This window comes from Acidobacteriota bacterium, assembly GCA_039028635.1.
Lineage (GTDB): Bacteria > Acidobacteriota > Thermoanaerobaculia > Multivoradales > JBCCEF01 > JBCCEF01.
The window spans coordinates 22,724-42,193 of sequence record JBCCHV010000032.1; the positions used below are offsets into that span (position 1 = coordinate 22,724).

The following is a 19,470-nucleotide window of genomic DNA, read 5'->3' on the forward strand; positions in this document are numbered from 1 at the left end:
GGAAGCAGGTTGCCGATGGGTTTTCGGCAACCTGCTAGTCGGTGACCACGAACTGTCGCGCCATCGCCTGCCGCAAGGCGGCGGCGAGCTGCTTGCGGTCCTCACCCACCAAGGGCTGGTCGCCGAAGGTCACCGTAGCCTCGAAGCCACGCAGCCGCTGAAAGCGCTTGAAGTGCGGCGCCAGCTCCTCGTCCCCGTACCAGCAGATGGCGTCACGGGCCCGCTGCGCCCCCGGCGGCGTGCGGTAGGCCAGGGTGGCGTAGTGCACGGGATAGCCCGCCCTCACCGCCACCTCGAGGAGCGAAGCCTTGAACGGCAGCAGCTCCGAGCCATCCCCGGTCGTGCCTTCGCCGAACAGGATGATGCCGCCGCCATGGTTCAAGCGCTCTTCGGCGAGAGCACCGATGCGCAGCAGATCCCGTTTGGTCCCACGATCGATCAGCAGCGTGTCCGAAGCCCGGCAGATGGACCCCACCACCGGCCAGGCCCCGAGGTCGGCTTTGGCGACGAAGGTTCCCCCGACCAGGCTTCCGAGGAGCGGAATGTCGACATAGCTGAGGTGATTCGTGACCAGGAAGAAGGGCGGCTCGGGGAGATTGCCCTGCACCGTCAGCTCGAGGCCGAAGGCGCGGCACAGGCTCGCGCCCCAGCGGCGCATGATGCGGTCTTGATGGGCGATGCGTTGGGTCGGCCGATGACGCCGGCGCCAGGAGCCCAAGCTCACCGAGAGGTAGTCGCGACCGGTCGCCAGCGCCACCGCGAGGAGGCCACTGGCCTTCACCAGAAAGGGCCGTTCAGAATTGCCGTCGGCGGAGCGAATGCGGCTCGTGAAGAGGAGGCCGGAGGCAGCACGGCGGGGAGTATACCCGCCGTGCCCCGCTAGCTGCCTGCTGAAAAACTCATCGGCAACCTGCTTCCGGGCCTGAGAGGGCCCGGCGGCGGCAGAGGCTTGAAGGGGCCGCCCTGGATTGGGCCGAGGACGGGGCGGCCTGCCGACAGTAGGCACCGTCTGCTACTCCAGCAGACGGTCTCCGAGCCCAAAGGGCGAGGCGGCGCCGAAGGCGCCGAGGTCGGGGGCGCCCGGCCAGGGGTGAGAGCCAACGACATGTGCGTTGGCTCGAGGGGGGCGCCTTTTAGCCCCCCTGAAATAAACAGCAGGCGCTGAAGAAGCCGCCACGCGGCTTTTTCAGCAGCCTGCTAGCAGTTGTCGTCGTCTCGCAGTTCCGGCAGGAGCAGCGCCGGATCGATCGGCTCGCCCTGGCGATGGACCTCGAAGTGGAGGTGCGGCCCGGTGGTTCGGCCGGTCATGCCGACGGTTCCCACCGCCTGCCCCATCGCCACCTCGTCTCCGACGACGACCAGCGAGGTGTCGAGATGGGCATAGAGGGTCTCGATGCCCTCGCCATGATCGACGATCACCGTCAGGCCGTAGGCTCCGTCCTCGCCAAAGGCGACGTCGACTTCGGTCACGCGGCCGGCGGCGGCAGATCGCACCGAGGTGCCGCGGGCGGCCCGCAGATCAACCCCGCGGTGATGTTTGCGGTCGCCATCGCGCGGATCGGGACGCATGCCGAAGGTGCTGGTCAAGATACCGCCACCGAGGGGATGGGCCGAGCTCAGACCACCCACCGTCGGACCTCTCCGGCCGCGCCCCGCCGAGCCTCCTTCACCCTGCCAAAAGGGAACGAAGGAGCCGACATCGAAAGATCGGGCCGGCTGGACCGGCTGCACGGGCTGGACCGGCTGGACGGGCTGAGGTGGCTGCACCGGTTGCGAGGACGGCGGTGCCCATTGCGGAGTCGGCGGCGGCGCCGGTCGCGCAGCTCGCGGCGCCACCGCTGGCCGAGGAGCCACTTCGAAAACCTCCGCCGACGGCGCTACCGATGGCGGCAGCGGGCGCGGCACGAGGACGCGGGGGGTTCCGGGCGCCGCAACCACGGCATCCGGGGCCACCGCCACTCCAGGTACCGCAGGTAAGGAGCCATCGGGCACCGGCACCGCTGGTGGGCTCACGGGCGGCGCGGCGGGTGCGGCCTTGGCGCTCGGTGCGGCCTTGGGCCTCGGCACGGCCACCGCGAACGGCTCGACGACCGGGGCCACCACAGGCGACGGTGCCGGAGGGGCCACGACGGGCGACGGTGCCGGCGGCGCCACCACCGGTTGGACCGCGAATCCTGCAGCGCCGCCAACGCCGGCCATCGGCAGGAGCAAGAGGCCGAAGGCGGCACAAAACCACCAACCGGAAGCGCGGGTGGGTCGATTCTCGAGGATGTTCTTCATGCGCACGGTGAGTCTCCTATGGGAATCCCCCATGCCCGGCGCCGCCGGTAGCGTTTTCGGGGCCGCCGGCAGGCCCAGCACGGCGAGCAAGCTGGCGGCGTACTCGCGCCGCGTCAGGCGGCCACAGGCCAGCACCGCCGCATCGACACCACGCTCGCGGGCATCGTTGAGATAGGCCGCCGCCCGCCAGGCGAGGGGGTTGAAGAAGTGAAGGATTTGAACGACGTTTTGAAATCCCAGTCGCAGGACGTCGAAGCGCTGGACATGGACCAGCTCATGGGCCAGCACAGCCTCCGCGGTCCGCCCTCCGATGGCGACCAGCGCCGCCGGCAGGTAGATCACGGGGCGCCGCAGGCCCCAGGTGAAGGGCTGACCGTGACGACCGACGATCAAACGCACCGGCCGCCGAATGCCCAGCTCGCGGCGCCAGCTCGCGAGCTGGTCGATGAGCTCGCCGGCGCGGACTTCCTGCCCTGCCGCCAGATAGCTCCGGAAGAGACGTCGGCGCCGTCCCAGCAGCCATCCTCCGAAGAGAATCCCGCCTCCCCACAGAGCACAGCCGAGGCCGGCCAACAGGGCCCCGGAGGCCACCGTGGGTTCCGCAGGTCCAGCGAGGGACGTCCGAACCGCGATCTCGCTGGCGACCGGCGCCAGCGGCAGAACCCATTCGAGGGCCTCTCCCGGCGGCACCGTCAGGCGCTCCGCCAAGGCCCTCAGGCTCCAGGGAGCCGCCCAGTCGAGGGGCAGGACGAGACGCAGCAGAACGAGTCCCCAAAGACCAGCCTGCAGCCGGGGCGGCGCGGTCTTCCAGACCCTGAGCAGGGCCCAGACGGCGGCGAAGGCGAGAGCTCCGTAGAAAGTCTGCAGACCCACCGCCCGCATCACATCGAGGGTCGCCATCTCAGTCCTCTCTCTCCAGCAGCCGGGTGAGCTCGGCGAGCTCGTCCTCGGACAGGGACCCGCCACGGGCGAACAAGGGAACGACGGCGACGGCATCGAGCTCGAGAACCTTCTCGGCGAAGTCACGCACCCGCCGGGCCAAACCCTGCGGCCGGCTGATGCGAGGGTCGTAGAGCCAGACACCATGGAAGCTCTTCTTCTCCAGGTGTCCTTTCTTGACCAAGCGCTCGAGCACGGTCCGGGTCGTCGAGTAGGCCCAGTCGTGACGGCTGCGAAGCTGATCGTGGACTTCCCGAGCGCTGAGAGCCCCGGCCTTCCACAGCACGGACATGGCATCGAGCTCAGAGCTGGCGAGCTCCGGGAGGGGCTGATCGGTCAATGGGGTCTCCGTTTCGGGCATCGGGCAATTCCTGGGGACGAACGCTTCGCTCGTCATCGATTCGCTACATTTGTAACACATCTCTGACACGCTCGCAAGACCAACCCTTCGGCACAGTTTTGTTAGCCTGAGCCCGCCGAGACTTTCCACCGGTTCCTCGGCTGCGAGCCTGGGGTGGAATTTCGGGCCGAGACGACCAACTCCAGGGAGAGCGACGGCGTGCCGAAGATCGAAGTCGAGGAATTCGGGAGCATCGAAGTCGCGAAGGGAGCCCGGCTGGTCAATGCCCTCGCCGAGGCCGGCATCGACATCAGCTATCGCTGCGGAGGCTGGGGCGGCTGCACCACCTGCCTGGTGCAGTTCTTGGCCGGCGAGCCTTGCCGAATGACCGCGGCGGAACACAAGAAGCTCACCGCCAGCAAACTCTTGGGCAAAGCGAGAATGGCCTGCCAGACCCTGGTCGAAGGCGACGCTCGCCTCAAGGTCCTGCTGCGAGTCTCGGAGCAGAGCTGGAATCTGCCGGGCACCAAGCCCGAACCGAAGATCACACCGGAGCCGGTCTGGAGAGAGAGGTAGGGCTCTCCGAAGAGCCCTCAGGGGGCGGAATCGAGCTCCGCCTCCAAGATCTCACCGATGGCCGCCGCCATCAGCTCGTTGCCGCGCTGATTGAGGTGGCAACAATCGTCGATGTAGAGGGTTTCCTCGACCTGCGCGAACAGCATGGTCAGATCGTGAAAGGCGACGCCGTCGGCCACCAGCCTCGCGCCGGCCTGCTGCAGCAGCGGATAACCGGCCTGCACCACGGCCCGATAGCGGCGCTCGGTGGAATAGGCCTTCTGGCGCTCCTCGCGCGACAGCGGCTTGGCCCCTTCGGGGTACTGGTTGGGCTGCAGGAAGTGGTAGTAGCGAATGCCGCGCGCGGCGCACAGGTCGTGCATCAAGCGCGACGACCGCTCCCACAAGGACACCAGATCGCCCACCAGATCGGCCCCGCGGTAGCGGTAGGTCGGCCCCCGCTCGAGAAAGCCCGCCGACTCCTCCCCGGCAAGCTCCGCCGCCGCCGCCTCGGCCCGTGCCACCGCCTGCGCCGCGCGGCGATCGAGGGCCAGCCAGAGGAGGTTGGCGGTCGCGCTCCAGCGCCAAGGCCGGGCCGAAAAGCGCTCCGCCCGGAGCTGCCGGCGCTGGCGTTCGAACGCCACCCGACCGACCCGCGCCGCCGCCTCACCGGCCGGAACCCCGGCAACGCGGACGTCCCAACTGCGGGGATAGAACGGCGACACCTGGCGGAATCGGTTCTCGGTCTGGGCCAGCGCGATGTCGTTGAAGCCATCGAGATTGATCACCACGTCAAGCTCGTGGCCGCGGGCCAGGAGCCAGTTGAGGGTCATCAGCTGCTGCGGCTGTTTGTAGCCTCCCAAGGCCCAGCTCTCGACCGCGACCCCGCTCTCCGCGAAGCCCTCCAAGGACTGCAATCGCTGGCTCAAGACCTCGCCACCGCGGAACGAGAAGACGAAGGCGACGGAGCCCCCGAACACCCCGATGCGCAAGGGATCGTCGGACGGCAGCGCCTTCGCCTGTCGCCGGCGGTAAAAGCCCTCCGGTCCGATCTCGAGGGGCCCACGGGTCTTCTTCTGGTTGAGGTTGGGATCGATCACGAAACCCAAGAAGGGCTGCAGCACCTCGTCCGGGAAGGCCTGGATGCGCTCCTCGAGGGCCGGTGCTCCCGGCACCAGCCCGGCACTGCGGGCGCGCATGGCGTTCGCCTTCGACCATCGAAAGGGCTCGCCCTCCTGCCACCAGAAGAGGCCGAAGGACAGGACCTCGAGCACGGCGAGCAGAACGGCGCCGAGCAGGCCGCTGAGGACGAGCTTGCGCACGACGATCAGCTCAGCAGGAAGTCGAGACTCTCGCCGCTGGCGATCTCCCGAGGCTCCTGACCGCGGCCGAAGAGACGAGCCCCGACAATCCCCTCGAGGGTGACGGTCGAACCGGCCACCCGCAGCCAGGCGCCTTCGCGCAGGCCCACCACCCAACGGTCGTTCTCTTCCAGGAACTCCCGAATCCGGTCTTCACGGGTCTCGCCCTGGTGAGTCGAGGTGGGGTCCGGGTCGAGGTAATGGGGATTGATGTTGAAGGGCACCAGATCGAGAGCATCGAAGGTCGGTGGCTCGACGATCGGCATGTCGTTGGTGGTCCGGATCGAGACGCAGGCGACGTTGGAGCCGGCACTGGTGCCAGCGTAGGGCAAACCGTCGGCGACCCGTTCGCGGATGGCGGTCACCACGTCGAGCTCGTGCAGGCGCTTGAGCAGCCGAAAGGTATTGCCCCCACCGATGAACACACCGCCCGCCTCGGCGACCGCCTGGGCCGGATTCTCGGCGCGATGCAGCGAGCGCAGCTCGAGGCCCATGGCGGCAAAGCGCTCACGGGCTTTGGCCTCGTAGGCTTCGTGGTCGGCGAGGGCGAAGGGCACGAAGAGAATCGGCGAACGACCGGCGAAGTGGGCCGCGAGGGCTTCCTCACAGTGATCGAGGTAGCCGTAGCCGTGGCAGGTCGAGTTGCTGATCAGCAGAACCCGCTTCATGCGCCGTGATCTCCATCGCCCGAGTAACGCTCACCGGCCAACAGGTCGAAGGGAAGCTTGTTCTGGCGCGGCGGCAGCGGGCAGGTGGAAAAGGCCGTGAAGGCGCACGGAGGGTTGTAGGCACGGTTGAAGTCGAGCTCGAGGCGGCCGTCGGCGTCGGGCACCGGCGCATAGAGGAAACGGCCCCCGCCGTAGGTGTCGTGGCCGTTGGTGGGATCTCCGATCACCAGGAAGAGGCTCTCGTCGGCGGTGCCGATGATGTCGAGGCGATGGGTCTCGCCGTCGTGCTCGAAAACCACCGCGCCATGGCTCTCCTCGTTGTCGATGTTGCCGAGAATGCTGGGCACCTGCACCGTTCGGGGCGGATCGTAGGGTTCGAAGGTGGCGTCGAAGCGCCAGTCATAGGACACCGGGAAATGCTCGATGCCGGCGAACTCGAGGCGCGTCGCGCTCTGCCGATCCTTGACCCGCATGCCGATCCGACCACCCCGTTCGATCAAGAAAAACTGTAGAGCCTGCCACTCGATCATCGACGGTTCGCCCTCCGCATCGGAGGCCAGGGCCAGGCGCTGGCCGGCCTCCAAAGGGGCTCCGTCGACGATCAGGCCGGCGCCTTCGGGGAGCACCTCGAGCTCGGCGAGCTGCTCCGAGAAATGGATCAAGGCGAGCTGCTCCGGCGCCTTGCCAGCCGGCAGCTCGACCTCCGCCTCAGGGCTGGCGCCGCAGCGATTGACACCTTCCTCGAGCCACTCGAGGCCTACCAAACTGAGCCAGCCGTATTCGGCCGTCAGGTTGTCGAGGCGCGACGCCCGCCACTCCTCGACGGCGGCGAGGTGGTCGGAGATCTGCTGCGGGCTCGGCCCGACGTCGGCACAGGCCAGCAGGAAGAGCGTCAGGACGCCAGGAACGACTGCTTTCATGGTGATCTCTCCTCGAATATGGACCCTGCGGTCATCTTCTCAGAGGTCGCCCCGGAAAGCATCCCCGGAGCCCGCCCGCTACTCGTAATAGAAAACGAACCAGATGTGGTAAGCCACCACCACCGTGATCAGCACCGACAGAGCGACATGCGCCACCATCCACGGGAAGGCATAGAGCTTCGGCTTGATGCCGAGCGAGATCGGGTGCACATAGCCCACCAGCATATTGGCCAGATAGACAGTGCTGAGCAGCAGGAGATAGCCGTAGCCGAGGTGGATCGAGTGCAGGTAGAAAACCACCGGCGCCGCCAGTCCGAGGATCTTGTGATGCTGGTAGCCCTTCTTGGCCAGCTTGGCCCAGCCCATCACCCGGCTCAGAGACAGCAGCCACTGGTGGCCCAGGTAGATCAACAGCACCACGCCGGTCCAGCGCCGGAAGTTTTGTTCGACCTGACGCTCCGCCAGCCAGGTCCACTCGAGCCCGAGCAGCGCCTGCAGGAGGTAAGCGGCGAGCAGGCTCACGCCGACGGCGGCCTTGATCCGCTCACGCTGCAGCAGCTTCATCCAGCGCTCTCCGGCGACGCGATCGAGGCCGACAGCAGGCGATCCAAGGACTCGACCGACGACCGCCGCTCGAGCTCCTCCATGAAGACATCGACGCTCGGCAGGTAGTAGCCGTCCCGCGGCCAGCGATCACCGATCTCCGGCCGCCGATCAAAGGTCTCGGTCTCCGCAATGTACTGACCATAGGCGTCCCGGAAGGACCGTCGCAGGGCCGCCAAGACGTCCATCATCTCGTCGAAGCTGACCTCCGCCTTGGGATAGGTCCAGGTGGTCGCGCCCATCACATCGCCGAGCTTCCAGTCGGTTTTCGGGCTGGAGGGGTGGTCGTTGTGACAGGACACGCAAGGCTGGGCCATCGCCAGGTCGGCGAACATGGCGGTGTGCAGACCGGTATCCGGCGTCACGAAGAACCGCGGCTGCTGATCTTGGCGGATGAGCTGGAACTTGGCGAGCTGCTCGCCTTCGAACAGATTCGACTGCTCGATCGGAAAATCGGACCCCAAGAACAGGCCGAGGCGCACCGGATCCTTCTCCAGGCTCATGGCGGCGGCACGCAGGAAGAGGGCCGGCAGAGGCCCGGCCTGAACATCCTCGTCGCGCCACTCCTCTTTGAACTGGAAGCCGACCCGCCCCCCGGCACCGACGATCTCTTTGGTGTACAGCTCGCGCACCTTGGCGTTCTCGGCGGCACAGATGCGCAACACGTCGGACACCGAAAGGGTGCGACCGACCACCGCTCCTTCTTCGGCGAGGGGCGGTGGAGCGGTGGCGAAGAGATAGACGGCGACCACCAAGAGACTCAGAACCACCAGCGCGAAGGGCTTCAAGGGGCTGCCCCTCCGCCGGCCGCCGTGCCCCCTCCGCCAGCTTCAACTTCCTCTCGAGCCAAGACCTCGATGGGACGTTCGGTGGCGGTGGCGCGGTAGACCTTGCGCTCCGAATAGGGCGAGTCGCCGCCTTCGAAGTAGTCCTCGATCTCGGCCTCGGCGAGGGCCGCGGCGATCTCCGTCGGGGTATCGCGCACGTGGTTGCCGTGAAAATCGTGACAGCCCAAGCAGCTCTCCCAGCGCGCCTCGGCCACCAGCACCTGATGAGAAACGTCGAGCGGATCGGATTTCATCTCGAGCTCTCCATGACACTCGGAACAATAGGTCTTGGCCACCGTCACCCGCACTCCGGAGTGCTCCTGATGACAGGAGATGCAGGTCTCCGGCTGCAGGTTGCGGCGGGCTTCGGCAAAGCGCGGCTCATTGAACCGGAAGACCGGATGGCGATCGTTGTCGCGCTGGTGGCAGTCGATGCAGGCATCGTGGTTGACGTTCTGAAGACCGAAGTCCGCCGGCTCGCTGCGCAGCCCGAGGGCGAAGCGCGCATTGGCCTGCATCTGCTGGCGAAAGGTGCCCGGCGCCTTGACGTGACAGGCCGAGCACTGCACCTCCGCGTGACCGGTGTTCATCGGCCCGAGGGCGTGGAAGCTCTCCTGCCCGGGAACGAACAGAACCGCCGCGACGAGGGTCGCGCCGATGCTCCCGGAAAGCCAGCCCAGCCGTTGACGACGGCGGGTATTCCGGGTACGCCGCTTGGTCTTCCAGGTCTTTTGGTTGTCAACCATGCAAGTCCCTCCAGTACGAGTCTCAGGGCCTGCGATCAATCATCGACGGGATCGAACAGCGGTCTTCGAGTCGCTCCCGTTTCAGCGATGCCACTAGTGCATTGATCCGGCAATTCCTACAAAATCTGACGCTCGAACAACAACTTTTCCTCCTTTCGAAAGCCCTCCGGGAGGCTCTCCGCGCAAGATAAGATAGGCCTCGACGAAGGCCAATCCGAGCCTTGGCGACGCATCCCTTGAAGCACACCGACGACCTCGACCTGCTCCTCGAAGTGCTGCCTGCGGCAGTGCGGCGGCGGCTGCTCGAGGAGCCGTCCCAGGAGAGCCTCATCGAGATGGTTCTTGACCTCGGACGACGACCGTCGGCGCGCTTTCCGGAGCGCGTTGTGGAGCTCGTCGAGGAAGCCGTCGACCAGGAGATGATCGACGCCACCATCGCCGCCGTCGGCGAGTTCGGGCGGGACAATCGCGCCGGCATCGAGCGCACCCTGCACCGCATCTCGGCGTTGCGCAATCGTCAGGGAAAGATCGTCGGCCTGACCTGCCGCGTCGGCCGCTCCGTCTTCGGCACCGCCGACATCCTGCGCGACGTCATCGAGGAGGGGCAGTCCTTGCTGCTCCTCGGCCGGCCCGGCGTCGGCAAGACCACGCTGCTGCGTGAGGCGGCTCGCATCCTCGCCGACGATGGCGGCAAGCGCGTCGTGATCGTCGACACATCGAACGAGATCGGCGGTGATGGCGATATCCCACATCCTGGGATCGGTCGAGCCCGTCGCATGCAGGTGCCGTCGCCGGAGCTGCAGGCAACGGTGATGATCGAAGCGGTCGAAAACCACATGCCCGAGGTCATCGTGATCGATGAGATCGGCACCGCCGCCGAAGCCCAGGCCGCCCGCACCATCGCCGAGCGCGGCGTCCAACTCATCGCCACGGCCCACGGCAACAGCCTCGACAACCTGCTTCGCAACCCGGCCCTCGCCGATCTCGTCGGCGGTATCCACACGGTGACCCTGTCGGACGAGGAAGCCCGGCGACGACGCACGCAGAAGTCGGTCCTCGAGCGCAAAGGACCGCCGACTTTCGATGTCGTCGTCGAAATCCAGGGTCGTGACGAGCTCGCCGTCCATCACGACGTCGGTGAAGTCGTCGACCGAGTGCTGCGCGGTGGACCGGCCTTGCCGGAGCGCCGCACGCGGCGCGACGGCGAGGTCGCCATCGAGGCCGCTGTCGAGGAGCCGTCGGCCACGGAAACCCTCGGACGGCGCATGGTGCGGGTGTTTCCCTACGCCATCGACCGCGGCCGCCTGGAGAAGGCGATCACCAAGCTCGCCGTGCCGGTCCACGTCGTCGACAGTCCGATGATGGCGGATGTTCTGCTGACCACCAAGGGGCAACAGAAGCGCCGGCCGAGGCGCCTGCGAGAAGCCGAGGACCGGGGAATCCCGCTCTACCCGCTGCGCAGCAACACCATTCCTCAAATGGAAAAGTTCCTGCGCAGTCAGTTCGCCGCCGACCCGGTGGCCGACGAGCGACAGCTCGCCCTGCAGGAGGTCGAGGACGCGGCCGCCGTCATCGGCGATCGGGGCGAGCCCTGCGAGCTCACGCCCCGCCCCAGCATCCTGCGGCGCCTTCAGCACGAACGCCTCGCGGAGCTTCGCCTGACCTCCGAGAGCCGTGGCGTCGAGCCTTTTCGCAGAGTGGTGATATTTCCTCCATCCTGAGCGATAGTTCGCTCCTAAGGAATTCATCACCTCAGGGTTTCTGCAACTCCTATACCGAAAAGGTGAACTGGCTTCCCTGCTGGTTCTGCGCAACGTCTTCGAACCCCCGCCTCCCCCCGAGCCAGGGAAAATTTCCACCCCCGGGTAGGATCTTCCTCACCTTTTGCGGATCCTCTTGAGGGTCTCAGCTCTAAAATAAGGGGTGCTTGGCCCGCCAATGGTTGAGACAAGGGACGTCAGGAAAGCGTCAGGTAGATATCCAGAAAGGATGACGACTGTCGCCTCCGGTGGACACTGGTCGCCGGAGGCGACGACTCCAGACGCAGCACCGAAAGCCCCACCGGGCCCGATCCATCGATGAATCGAGCGTTGGAGGGTGCAGCGGGCAGAGCTTCGCTTGGAAGGCCGGTCTAGCGATCGAAGCCGGCGACGGTGCGGGCCGAGAGACCGCGGCCCTGAACATCGACCTCGACTCCGCGCCAGCCGCGCAGGCCCTGGGTGTCGGAGTAGTAGGTCAGCAGGTACTGGCTCGACAGCTCGCGTTCGATCTCGCGGTAGACGTCGCCGAGATCCTGACCCGACCGCACCAGGTAGGTCTTGCCCCCGACCGCCGAGGTCAGCCGTTCGAGCCGATCGCCGAAGGTCCGCAGACCCAAGCCCTCGGTGCGCACCGCCTCGTTGTTGGAAACGATGACGTAGACCGGAATGCCGAGCTTGCGAGCGAACCGCAGGCAGGTGCGGTAGCGGAAGCCCTTGTCTTGATCGGCGCCGTCCGAGTAGACCACCAGGGCCTTGCGCCCACGCGAGCCCTGAAGCTGCACGAGGGAGAAAACGATCGACTCCCAGAGCGAGGTCTGGCCTCCGGCCTCCAGGCCGGAGACCGCCTCGGCGACCCGCCCGAGGTCGTCGGTGGGGGCCGAGGCGAGCGAAGGCCGGCTGTCGAACTCGACCAGAAAGGCGCGATCGCGACCGGCCTCGAGGCCGTCGAGGAAAGCCCGCGCCGCCTCCTGAACGGCGGGCAGCTTGGCGAACATGCTGGCCGAGGAGTCGATCGCCATGCCGACCGTCATCGGCATGTCGCTGGCATCGCTGAATCCCGCCAACGCCATGGTCTGCCCCCCTTCGCGGACTTCGAAGACATCGCGCTCGAGCCCCTTGACCGGCCGTCCAGCGCGATCCGCCACCACCACGTAGAGCTCCACCAGATTGACCTCCACCCGCTCGCTGCTGCCTTGGCCGAGGACCATCGAGTCCTCGGCGATGGTGCCGTCGTCGAGGCGCGCCGCCACCCGTACGAAGCCGGCATCGCCCTCGATCGCCGGCATGCGGTGACGGAAGGGGGGGCTGAAGAGGGTCGCCATCAGCCGATCGTTCCAGAACAGCTCGACCCGCTCGAGACGGCGCCCCTCGGGCACGTCGATCTCCGCAGCGACGTCGAAGGAGCGGGCGATGGCGGTGGGATCGACCGGCTCGGTGATCCGAACCGTCAGCTCGCGACCACCCTCGTTGACGGCCAGCTCGTCACGACCGACGAGCTGGCCGGCGGCCTCGTAGGCGAGCGCCTCGATGACGCGTCGCAGCGGCAGCCGTCCGAGACCGATGGGAACCGCATAAGGAGCGCTCGAGCGCTCGCCGACGGTGCGACCATCGAGCAGGAACTCGACGCGACGAACGGCGGGATCGGAGACCACGGTCTCGAAGGTCACCTCGCCCCGCAGGACCCCGCCTTCGGGACGCAAGAGATTGACCGCCTTGGGGGCCGGTAGCAGTCCGAGATCGGCATCGAAGAAGGCGTCGCGGGCGGCCTCCGACTCCTCGCCGCGCACCACCAAGCCGGCGAGGGTGCCGCCCCACCGTCCACTGGCGAGATCTTCCACCAACACCGCGACGCGATCGACCCCGGGCGCCAGATCGATGGGCAGCGAAAGACGCAGTTGGGCCGCGTCCTCGCCGCGCACCCCATCGACTCGCTGATGGATCACCTGGCGCTTGCCCTCGCCGTCGATCGCCACCAAAGTGACGCGGGGCAAAGGACTCGAGGTTGGCCCGACCGCCACCCGAGCCTCGAGCCGCGGCTGGGGGGGATCCTTCTCGACCACCGCCACCACCTCGAGATCGGAGGGTAGATCGTCGCCGGCGAGGAGCCGATCAGCGCGCAGCGCGGCCACCGCCGACGGCGTCGCACCACCGACCCAACGGGGCCCGCGAACCTGCCAGCGCGTCGTTTGAGGCCGCACCTCGAGCAAACTGCCTTCGCTGGCCGGATGGCGCGCTCCGGAAAAGCGCAGCTCCCAACGAGTCGCGAGCCGTGCCAGCGCATCACCGACGGCGGCGGTCTCGGCCAGCACTTCACCGCCGGTGGTCTGAGCCAACGCCCGCAGCCCGTCATAGGGCTGCGCAGGGAACGGATCGACCTCGTCCTCGGCCGCCCGCTCTTCGGCGCTGCGCCGGCCGGGGAGACGAATGGTGCCGAGCACGGGAACGTCTTCCCCGCCGGGATCGTCGCCCCGATAGACCGCTCCGAAGCGCGACCCCTGACTATCCCGCGCCTGGCGCAGCGCCACCGGCAGGGCGACCCAGCCATAGGCGGCGAGGGCACGCGCCAGATCCTGGGAGGGCTCGAGCAGGGAGCGCTCGGGCGCCAGCTCGAGACCGGCGAGGGCTCCCAGGCCGGCGGCCGGATCGAGGTCGTAGCCATCGTTCACCAGCAGCACCGCCTGGGGACCGCGCGGCGGAGCCGCCGCCAGCCAGCTCAGCCACACCCGGTGGCGTTCCAGCACCAGCGCTTCCTCCCGCTGCACCGCCTCGACCAGAGCCTCTTGGCGCTCCTCGGGATCGCCGATGGCGGCCAGTAGGCGGAGCGTCTCTCGCCGCTCGCGGGTCAGAGCATCGGAAGCTTCTTCGAGCAGCGAGACCCGTCCCAGAGCGTTCGACAGAGCCACCGCGTCGCGGCTCGCCGGCAGCACCAGCCGCGGCTCCGGGTCGGCCACCACGACCTCCACCCAACCCAGATCGGCGAGCGCCTCGGCCTGCTCTTCGAGCACCCGCGCCGAGCGCGCCATCGAGCCGTCGCCGGTGAGCACGGCATCGAAGAGAAGGGTGATGCGCCAAGGCTCCCGGCCGGTGGCGCCGGGCGCCAGCAGCTCGAGGGCGGAGCGCTTCTCGCCGGCCTCGAGAATCTCGAGGTCGTCGCCGGACAGCTCCTCGACGGCGCGACCACGGCCATCGAGCACTTCGATCATCACGCGGTCGCTGGTCAGCCGCAGCTCGTCCGCCTGCAGGGCGGGGAAGGCTGCCAACCCGAGGGCAACGAGGAGAGTGACGAGGTTCCTCTTCAAGATATTCGATTCCCGGTTCGGTGAAGTCTTCGGCTCAGGGGTCCTCGAGCCTGATCTCAGAGCATTGGACTCGGTGCCGGCGCGCCGCGGGGCGGCGGCCGCCGTCCGTCTCTATTCTACGGTGATGGCGTCGGAAGGGTCTGATCGATCCAGGGCAGACGTTCGAGATCGACATTGCCACCGGTGAGCACGATGGCGATGCGCTCGTCCGGCTGCGGGGGATGCTCGAGGAGAGCGGCGACGGGCACCGCGGCGGAGGGCTCGACCACCACCTTGAGGCGCTCCCAGAGCATCCTCATGGCCTTCACGATCGCCTCTTCACTGACCGTCATGACAGCACTCACGCGCTCTCGAAGGGCCCGGAAGGTGCGCGGCGACAGGCCGGTGCGCAGACCATCCGCCAGGGTCGGCGCGACCACCGCCGGTTGCCGCTCGCCGCTGGTGAAGGAGCGCGCCGCATCGTCGACGGCGAGGGGCTCGGCGGCCTCCACTCGCACATCCGATGTGGTCTCGGTCACGGCGATGGCGGTGCCGCTCAGCAACCCGCCGCCGCCCACCGGCACGATCAGCCGCGAGAGATCGTCCACGTCGTCGAGGATCTCGAGGGCCACCGTGCCTTGGCCAGCGATGACACGCACGTCATCGAAGGGATGGACGAAGGTCGCACCGGTCTCGGCGAGCAGCTCGGCGGCGGTTGCTTCGCGCGCCGCCGGCGTCGGCTCACAGGGCACCAGGGTGGCCCCGTAGGCGGCCATGGCGGCTTGCTTCACCTGCGGCGCATCGCGCGGCATCACCACCCAGGAGCGCGCCCCTCGCAGCCGGGCGGCGAGGGCGAGGGCCGCTCCATGATTGCCGGAAGAGTGGGTCAACACGCCGCGCGCGACCTCGTCTTCGGACAAGGAGAAGACCGTGTTGCAAGCGCCACGAAACTTGAAGGCGCCGGCTTTCTGAAAGCACTCGACCTTGAAGAACAAACGCGCCCCGAGCCAATCGTCGAGGGCCCGCGAGGTCAACAGAGGCGTCCGGTGGGCTCGGCTGGCGATCGTTTCGGCGGCTTTTCGTATATCCCCAAGGGAGGGCAGAGCGGTAGCATTGGGAGGCGCGATCATGAGCCCCAGCTTATACCCGCGAAGGCGGTTCCAGCTCGCCAGCGGACGGCCGCCACGAAAACTCAATTGTCGAATAAAACGACTTGCTTACAAGCGACAGAACCGATAGGATGAAACACCAATTATGAACGCCCAGCGAGAGGCTATGGAGGTCATTGGCCTGCTGGCGATCAAGGTCGAGCACAGCGAACTTTCTCGTGAAGACCTGTGCCAAGCCATCGATCGTTCGACACAGTGGCTCGATGACGTGTTCCATGGGCGAAGCGGATTGACTCTGGAAGAGTTCTTCTCCCTCCTGAGAGCTCTCGACGAGGATCCCGGTGAGTTCTTCGCCGCTCACTACGATATGTACTGCACCGAGAAACTGGGCAAGGAGCTGGCACCGGGAGTCTTCGCTGGTCCCGTGAATCGCTTCGTCGAGGAGGTGGCGCAGCGCGCGGTGACCCTGGAGCGCGACCGGACCGGTGAAACCGATCGATGACCTCCGGGAGCACACCATGAACGCCCCTCGACATCCCACGGCCGCCCTCGACCATCTGCTGGAAGGTCAATGCGACCAGCACGAGCGCCAAACCGTGGTCCGCCACCTCCTGGCCGGCTGCCCAGAGTGTTCGCAACGGGCCTCGCGAGCTCTCCGCATCTCGCAACAGGAGAAACCGTCGGAAAAGGCTCTGGACAGCATCTTCGACCGTTTGGTCGAGAAGTCCGGTGAGCTGATCGAGCTGGTCGATCGCGAGCATCTCGAAGCCGAAGCGCTACTCGCCGACATCGAGGCGCTGCCCCTCGGTCGCCGCGCCATGGTGTTGCAAAACTCCTCCAAGTACCGCCGCCGGGCGGTCTGCCACCTGCTGATCGAGCGCAGTATCGCCCTGCGCCACGAGGACCCCGCCGAAGGCCTCCACCAGGCCGAGCTGGCGGTGGCCATCGCGCGTCAGCTAGCCATCAAAGGAGACGAAGAGCTGCTCGCCCGCGCCCTCCTCGAGCTCGCCAACGGCAAACGCATCACCGGCGACCCCCACGGGGCCGATCGTGAATTCCGCGCCGCAGCCTTGGTTATCGAGCGTGCCGCCAGCGACCCCCAGCTCCAGGCCGATTTCCTTTTCTTCCTGGCCTCTCAGCGCTACTCCCAGAGCCGCTGGCCGGAAGCCCTCGATCTCCTGCGCGAAGCCGAGCGCGCCTACCGCCGCCTCGGCGACAGCCCGTCGGCCGCCCAGTGCCTGATCAAGGCTTCGATGTGTCTGACTGATCTCGAACGCCACGAAGAAGCCATTTCGACGGTCTGGAAGGCCCTCGAGCAGATCGGTCCGAACGGCGATCTCAAGGCTCTTCTGTCGGGGATTCACAACCTCGCTTTCATGCTGTCGCGGACGGGAGCCCTCGACGAGGCGATCGGCCTGATCGACCGCGCGCGACCGATCTACCGAGTCGGCGCCGGCGAAACGGATCGGCTAAGGCTCGATTGGACCGAGGCCAAGATCTACCGCGATCTGTCTCAGTTCCAAGACAGCGAGCGCATCCTCCTGCGGGTGAGGGAGCGCTTCGTCGAGGAGGAGTTTCTCCACGATGCGGCGCTGGTTTCCCTCGACTTGGCGGAGCTTTTCGTTCATCAGGGTCGGGTCGGAGACTTGCAGGAGCTCGCCCGCGAGATGTTCTCGGTGTTCAGCAGTCTGGGCATCGCTCCAGAAGCCCTCACCGCCCTCGCCATGCTGCGGCAGTCGGTCGCCCATGGCGCCGAAACACTGGCTCAGATCCAGCAGATCGCGGGAGCGATCGAGCAGGCTCGCCAAAGCGCCTGAGTCGCTGACCGCAGGACAAAGCCTCGGGAAGCAAGAAAAGGCTCGCCACCGTCGATTAAGGACGTGGGCGAGCCTTTCTGAAGCCATCGGAAGTGCTGCGAACCCAGGATCAGAGCCCTCGACGAGGAGAACTCCGATCCAAGAAGCAAGGCTCTCGGCCTGCTCTTCCGTCGTAGCAGCTTCGCCGGTGCCGGGCCCTCTCAGGCCCGGGAACCGATAGCCAACGAGTCCTTCAGCAACCAGCTAGTGGAATGAGTGGCCGGAGGGATCGATCATCGGGCCGGTCTCGTTGTTGTCCGACTCTCCCGCTCCGGGCTCCCCCGAATCGGGAGGGGTCGATCGTGACTCGGTGCGGCTGCTCTGGCCCGCACCGACAAAGCTCTCCACCCAATCCCAAACTCGCTCGATCCACCCCACTTTCGGCGTTCCCTGCGCCGCCATCGGCTCTCCCCAGGTGATGGGAACCACCAACAGACTCAGCACCAGAGCGACACTCCAAATCCAACGCATACCTCTCCGCATTACGATCTCCTCACAAGACGCTCATGTAATTCATGGCCCTCACATCGAGCCATGTGTAAAGAATGGTGCCGTAGGAGGCGAAAACAGGGCAGCTTTTTCCAAGAATCGGTCATGATTCCCGCCGGAATCCTGCCCTTCCGAGTCGGAATTCCCGACTTTCGCGACCGTCCGACGGCGGCGCCATTGGTCCGGCCTCTACCTTGAGCTCTTGCTCGAGTCGAGACCACATGAAGCTTCCTTGGGTTGCAAAGAAGTTACGTCTCGGCCTCGTCGGCGGATCGGACCGCTTGCCGAAGGTCCGCCTTGACCTCGGCCGGCAAGTCGATCCAGGAGACGTTCCAGAGAGCGCCGTGGAGGGCGTAGAGAAGATTGAGACTGACGGCGAGGCCGGCACCGCGGATTCGCCGGTAGGCTTCGACAGCGCCCAGGGTCTCGAGATCCGAGGGGCGTTCGATCCCGACCTCGACCAACCAACGAACACTGGTCGGACCGAGATTCGACAGCGCCAGCAAGTCGGCCGGCAGGGCCTTTTCCATGTCCCGAGCATAGCCGCAGGCGATATCGTTGCGGGATGCCGAAATACCCCGATTTCTCGTCGACGGTCCAGGGGATCTCGGGATCGGTGTTTTCCGCCCTCGCGGCGCGCATCGCCGATTTCCCCGGGGAGGTCTACCCCCTACACGTCGGCGATACCTGGCTCGAGCCAGCGATCGGCGCCCGCATGGAAGACCTCCAGGTGGCCGATCATCCGGGCATGCATCGCTACGCAACGCCCCATGGCCTTCCGGAGCTGATCGCGACCCTCCACCAGCGGGTGGCCGAACGCACCGGCATCGTCACTTCAGCCGACTCGGTGTTGATGACCACCGGCGCCACCGGTGCCCTCGGAGCCGTAACCGGCGCGCTTCTCGAACCCGGCGACGAAGTGCTGATCCTGGCTCCCTATTGGCCCCTGATCGCCGGCATCGTGCGGGCTGCCCGGGCACGCGCCGTCGCCGTGCCGGTGTTCGAGCGCAACGGGGCCGCCGACGACACCCTGCAACGCCTCGACGGCGCGGTGACTCGACGCACCGTCGCGCTCTATCTCAACACTCCCAACAACCCCTCTGGGCATCTCCTGCCACCGGCCCTGCTCGAGGAGATCTGCGGCTGGGCTCGGCGCCGCGGCCTGTGGCTGCTGTCGGACGAGGTCTACGAGGACCTGCAGTACAGCGGCGAGCCGGCCTACTGCCGACGCTACGCTTCCGAACGGACCTTCTCGGCCTACTCCTTTTCGAAGGCCTTCGGCATGGCCGGCAATCGTTGCGGTTACCTGGTAGGACCGGCAGCAGCCATGGCCGAAGTCCGCAAGGTGTCGACCCATACTTTCTACAGCGCTCCGACGGCCGGTCAGCTCGCCGCCCAGGCGGTGCTCTCGCCGGCGGGCGATGGTTGGCTCGAGGCGGCCCGCCGACGCTACTCGGATCTCGGCCGGAGAGCCGCCGAATCCCTCGACCTTCCGGCCCCGGCCGGGGGCACGTTCCTGTTCTTCGACGTCAGCGCCAAGCTCGACGAACGCGGCCTGCTGGGATTTCTCGAAGACTGCGCCGACCACGGCCTGTTCCTGGCTCCGGGACCGAGCTTCGGTCCCTTCCCGAATCACGTGCGGCTGTGCTTCACGTCGGCTTCACCAGAGGTCGTGGAGCGCGGAGTCGAGGTGCTTCGAAAGCTGCTATCGGGCGCCTGAGGAACGCCCTTCGGAAGCT

18 protein-coding genes are annotated in these 19,470 nt (G+C 66.9%); 5 read left to right on the forward strand and 13 right to left on the reverse strand.

What is annotated here, in order from left to right; all coding sequences use genetic code 11:
- Positions 1 to 34 precede the first annotated feature (34 nt).
- From AAF604_14115 to AAF604_14125, 3 genes are all read right to left on the reverse strand, one after another.
- Positions 35 to 781 carry a lysophospholipid acyltransferase family protein gene (locus AAF604_14115; protein ID MEM7050798.1) on the reverse strand — a complete coding sequence of 249 codons (747 nt, stop codon included), beginning with the start codon at positions 779 to 781 and terminating at the stop codon, positions 35 to 37.
- Positions 782 to 1,197: 416 nt separating this feature from the next.
- Entirely contained in the window at positions 1,198 to 3,180 is a 1,983-nt protein-coding gene (locus tag AAF604_14120) for a M23/M56 family metallopeptidase (GenBank protein MEM7050799.1), read from the reverse strand.
- A gap of 1 nt (position 3,181) precedes the next feature.
- Complete coding sequence (locus AAF604_14125; GenBank protein ID MEM7050800.1) at positions 3,182 to 3,559, reverse strand: BlaI/MecI/CopY family transcriptional regulator; 378 nt, start codon at positions 3,557 to 3,559, stop codon at positions 3,182 to 3,184.
- Between the two features lie 219 nt (positions 3,560 to 3,778).
- Here AAF604_14125 and AAF604_14130 point away from each other — a divergent pair, with 219 nt between their 5' ends.
- Entirely contained in the window at positions 3,779 to 4,135 is a 357-nt protein-coding gene (locus AAF604_14130) for a 2Fe-2S iron-sulfur cluster-binding protein (GenBank protein MEM7050801.1), read from the forward strand.
- Between the two features lie 17 nt (positions 4,136 to 4,152).
- Here the strand turns inward: AAF604_14130 and AAF604_14135 are convergent, their stop codons facing one another.
- The 6 genes from AAF604_14135 to AAF604_14160 form a co-directional block, all read right to left on the reverse strand.
- Positions 4,153 to 5,436, reverse strand: coding sequence for a hypothetical protein (locus AAF604_14135; GenBank protein MEM7050802.1), 1,284 nt, complete (start codon positions 5,434 to 5,436; stop codon positions 4,153 to 4,155).
- A gap of 5 nt (positions 5,437 to 5,441) precedes the next feature.
- Complete coding sequence (pepE, locus tag AAF604_14140) at positions 5,442 to 6,143, reverse strand: dipeptidase PepE (protein ID MEM7050803.1); 702 nt, start codon at positions 6,141 to 6,143, stop codon at positions 5,442 to 5,444.
- On the reverse strand, positions 6,140 to 7,063 hold the full coding sequence (locus tag AAF604_14145; protein MEM7050804.1) for a DUF1684 domain-containing protein: 924 nt from the start codon (positions 7,061 to 7,063) through the stop codon (positions 6,140 to 6,142). Before AAF604_14145 ends, pepE begins: the two co-directional genes overlap by 4 nt.
- Before the next feature lie 78 nt (positions 7,064 to 7,141).
- The gene (locus AAF604_14150; GenBank protein ID MEM7050805.1) at positions 7,142 to 7,627 is read right to left on the reverse strand and encodes a hypothetical protein; all 486 of its coding nucleotides are present in this window, start codon (positions 7,625 to 7,627) and stop codon (positions 7,142 to 7,144) included.
- The gene (locus tag AAF604_14155; protein ID MEM7050806.1) at positions 7,624 to 8,454 is read right to left on the reverse strand and encodes a DUF3365 domain-containing protein; all 831 of its coding nucleotides are present in this window, start codon (positions 8,452 to 8,454) and stop codon (positions 7,624 to 7,626) included. The genes AAF604_14150 and AAF604_14155 overlap by 4 nt, the downstream gene beginning before the upstream one ends.
- On the reverse strand, positions 8,451 to 9,239 hold the full coding sequence (locus AAF604_14160; GenBank protein MEM7050807.1) for a cytochrome c3 family protein: 789 nt from the start codon (positions 9,237 to 9,239) through the stop codon (positions 8,451 to 8,453). The genes AAF604_14155 and AAF604_14160 overlap by 4 nt, the downstream gene beginning before the upstream one ends.
- A 236-nt stretch (positions 9,240 to 9,475) precedes the next feature.
- Between AAF604_14160 and AAF604_14165 the strand changes: the two genes are divergently transcribed.
- Positions 9,476 to 10,960, forward strand: a complete 1,485-nt coding sequence (locus AAF604_14165; protein ID MEM7050808.1) for a R3H domain-containing nucleic acid-binding protein — start codon at positions 9,476 to 9,478, stop codon at positions 10,958 to 10,960.
- A 410-nt stretch (positions 10,961 to 11,370) separates the two neighbouring features.
- Here AAF604_14165 and AAF604_14170 read toward each other — a convergent pair whose 3' ends face one another.
- Complete coding sequence (locus tag AAF604_14170; protein MEM7050809.1) at positions 11,371 to 14,298, reverse strand: VWA domain-containing protein; 2,928 nt, start codon at positions 14,296 to 14,298, stop codon at positions 11,371 to 11,373.
- A 116-nt stretch (positions 14,299 to 14,414) separates the two neighbouring features.
- On the reverse strand, positions 14,415 to 15,407 hold the full coding sequence (locus AAF604_14175; GenBank protein ID MEM7050810.1) for a pyridoxal-phosphate dependent enzyme: 993 nt from the start codon (positions 15,405 to 15,407) through the stop codon (positions 14,415 to 14,417).
- Between the two features lie 124 nt (positions 15,408 to 15,531).
- Here AAF604_14175 and AAF604_14180 point away from each other — a divergent pair, with 124 nt between their 5' ends.
- The gene (locus AAF604_14180) at positions 15,532 to 15,888 is read left to right on the forward strand and encodes a hypothetical protein (GenBank protein ID MEM7050811.1); all 357 of its coding nucleotides are present in this window, start codon (positions 15,532 to 15,534) and stop codon (positions 15,886 to 15,888) included.
- Positions 15,889 to 15,904: 16 nt separating this feature from the next.
- Positions 15,905 to 17,203 (forward strand): tetratricopeptide repeat protein, encoded by a 1,299-nt coding sequence (locus AAF604_14185; GenBank protein ID MEM7050812.1) that lies wholly within the window; start codon positions 15,905 to 15,907, stop codon positions 17,201 to 17,203.
- Between the two features lie 243 nt (positions 17,204 to 17,446).
- Here the strand turns inward: AAF604_14185 and AAF604_14190 are convergent, their stop codons facing one another.
- Both AAF604_14190 and AAF604_14195 read right to left on the reverse strand, forming a co-directional pair.
- On the reverse strand, positions 17,447 to 17,713 hold the full coding sequence (locus AAF604_14190; protein MEM7050813.1) for a hypothetical protein: 267 nt from the start codon (positions 17,711 to 17,713) through the stop codon (positions 17,447 to 17,449).
- A 266-nt stretch (positions 17,714 to 17,979) separates the two neighbouring features.
- On the reverse strand, positions 17,980 to 18,249 hold the full coding sequence (locus tag AAF604_14195) for a TfoX/Sxy family protein (GenBank protein ID MEM7050814.1): 270 nt from the start codon (positions 18,247 to 18,249) through the stop codon (positions 17,980 to 17,982).
- A 47-nt stretch (positions 18,250 to 18,296) separates the two neighbouring features.
- Between AAF604_14195 and AAF604_14200 the strand changes: the two genes are divergently transcribed.
- Positions 18,297 to 19,451: a pyridoxal phosphate-dependent aminotransferase gene (locus tag AAF604_14200; protein MEM7050815.1), complete on the forward strand. Its 1,155-nt coding sequence runs from the start codon at positions 18,297 to 18,299 to the stop codon at positions 19,449 to 19,451.
- Positions 19,452 to 19,470: the final 19 nt, after the last annotated feature.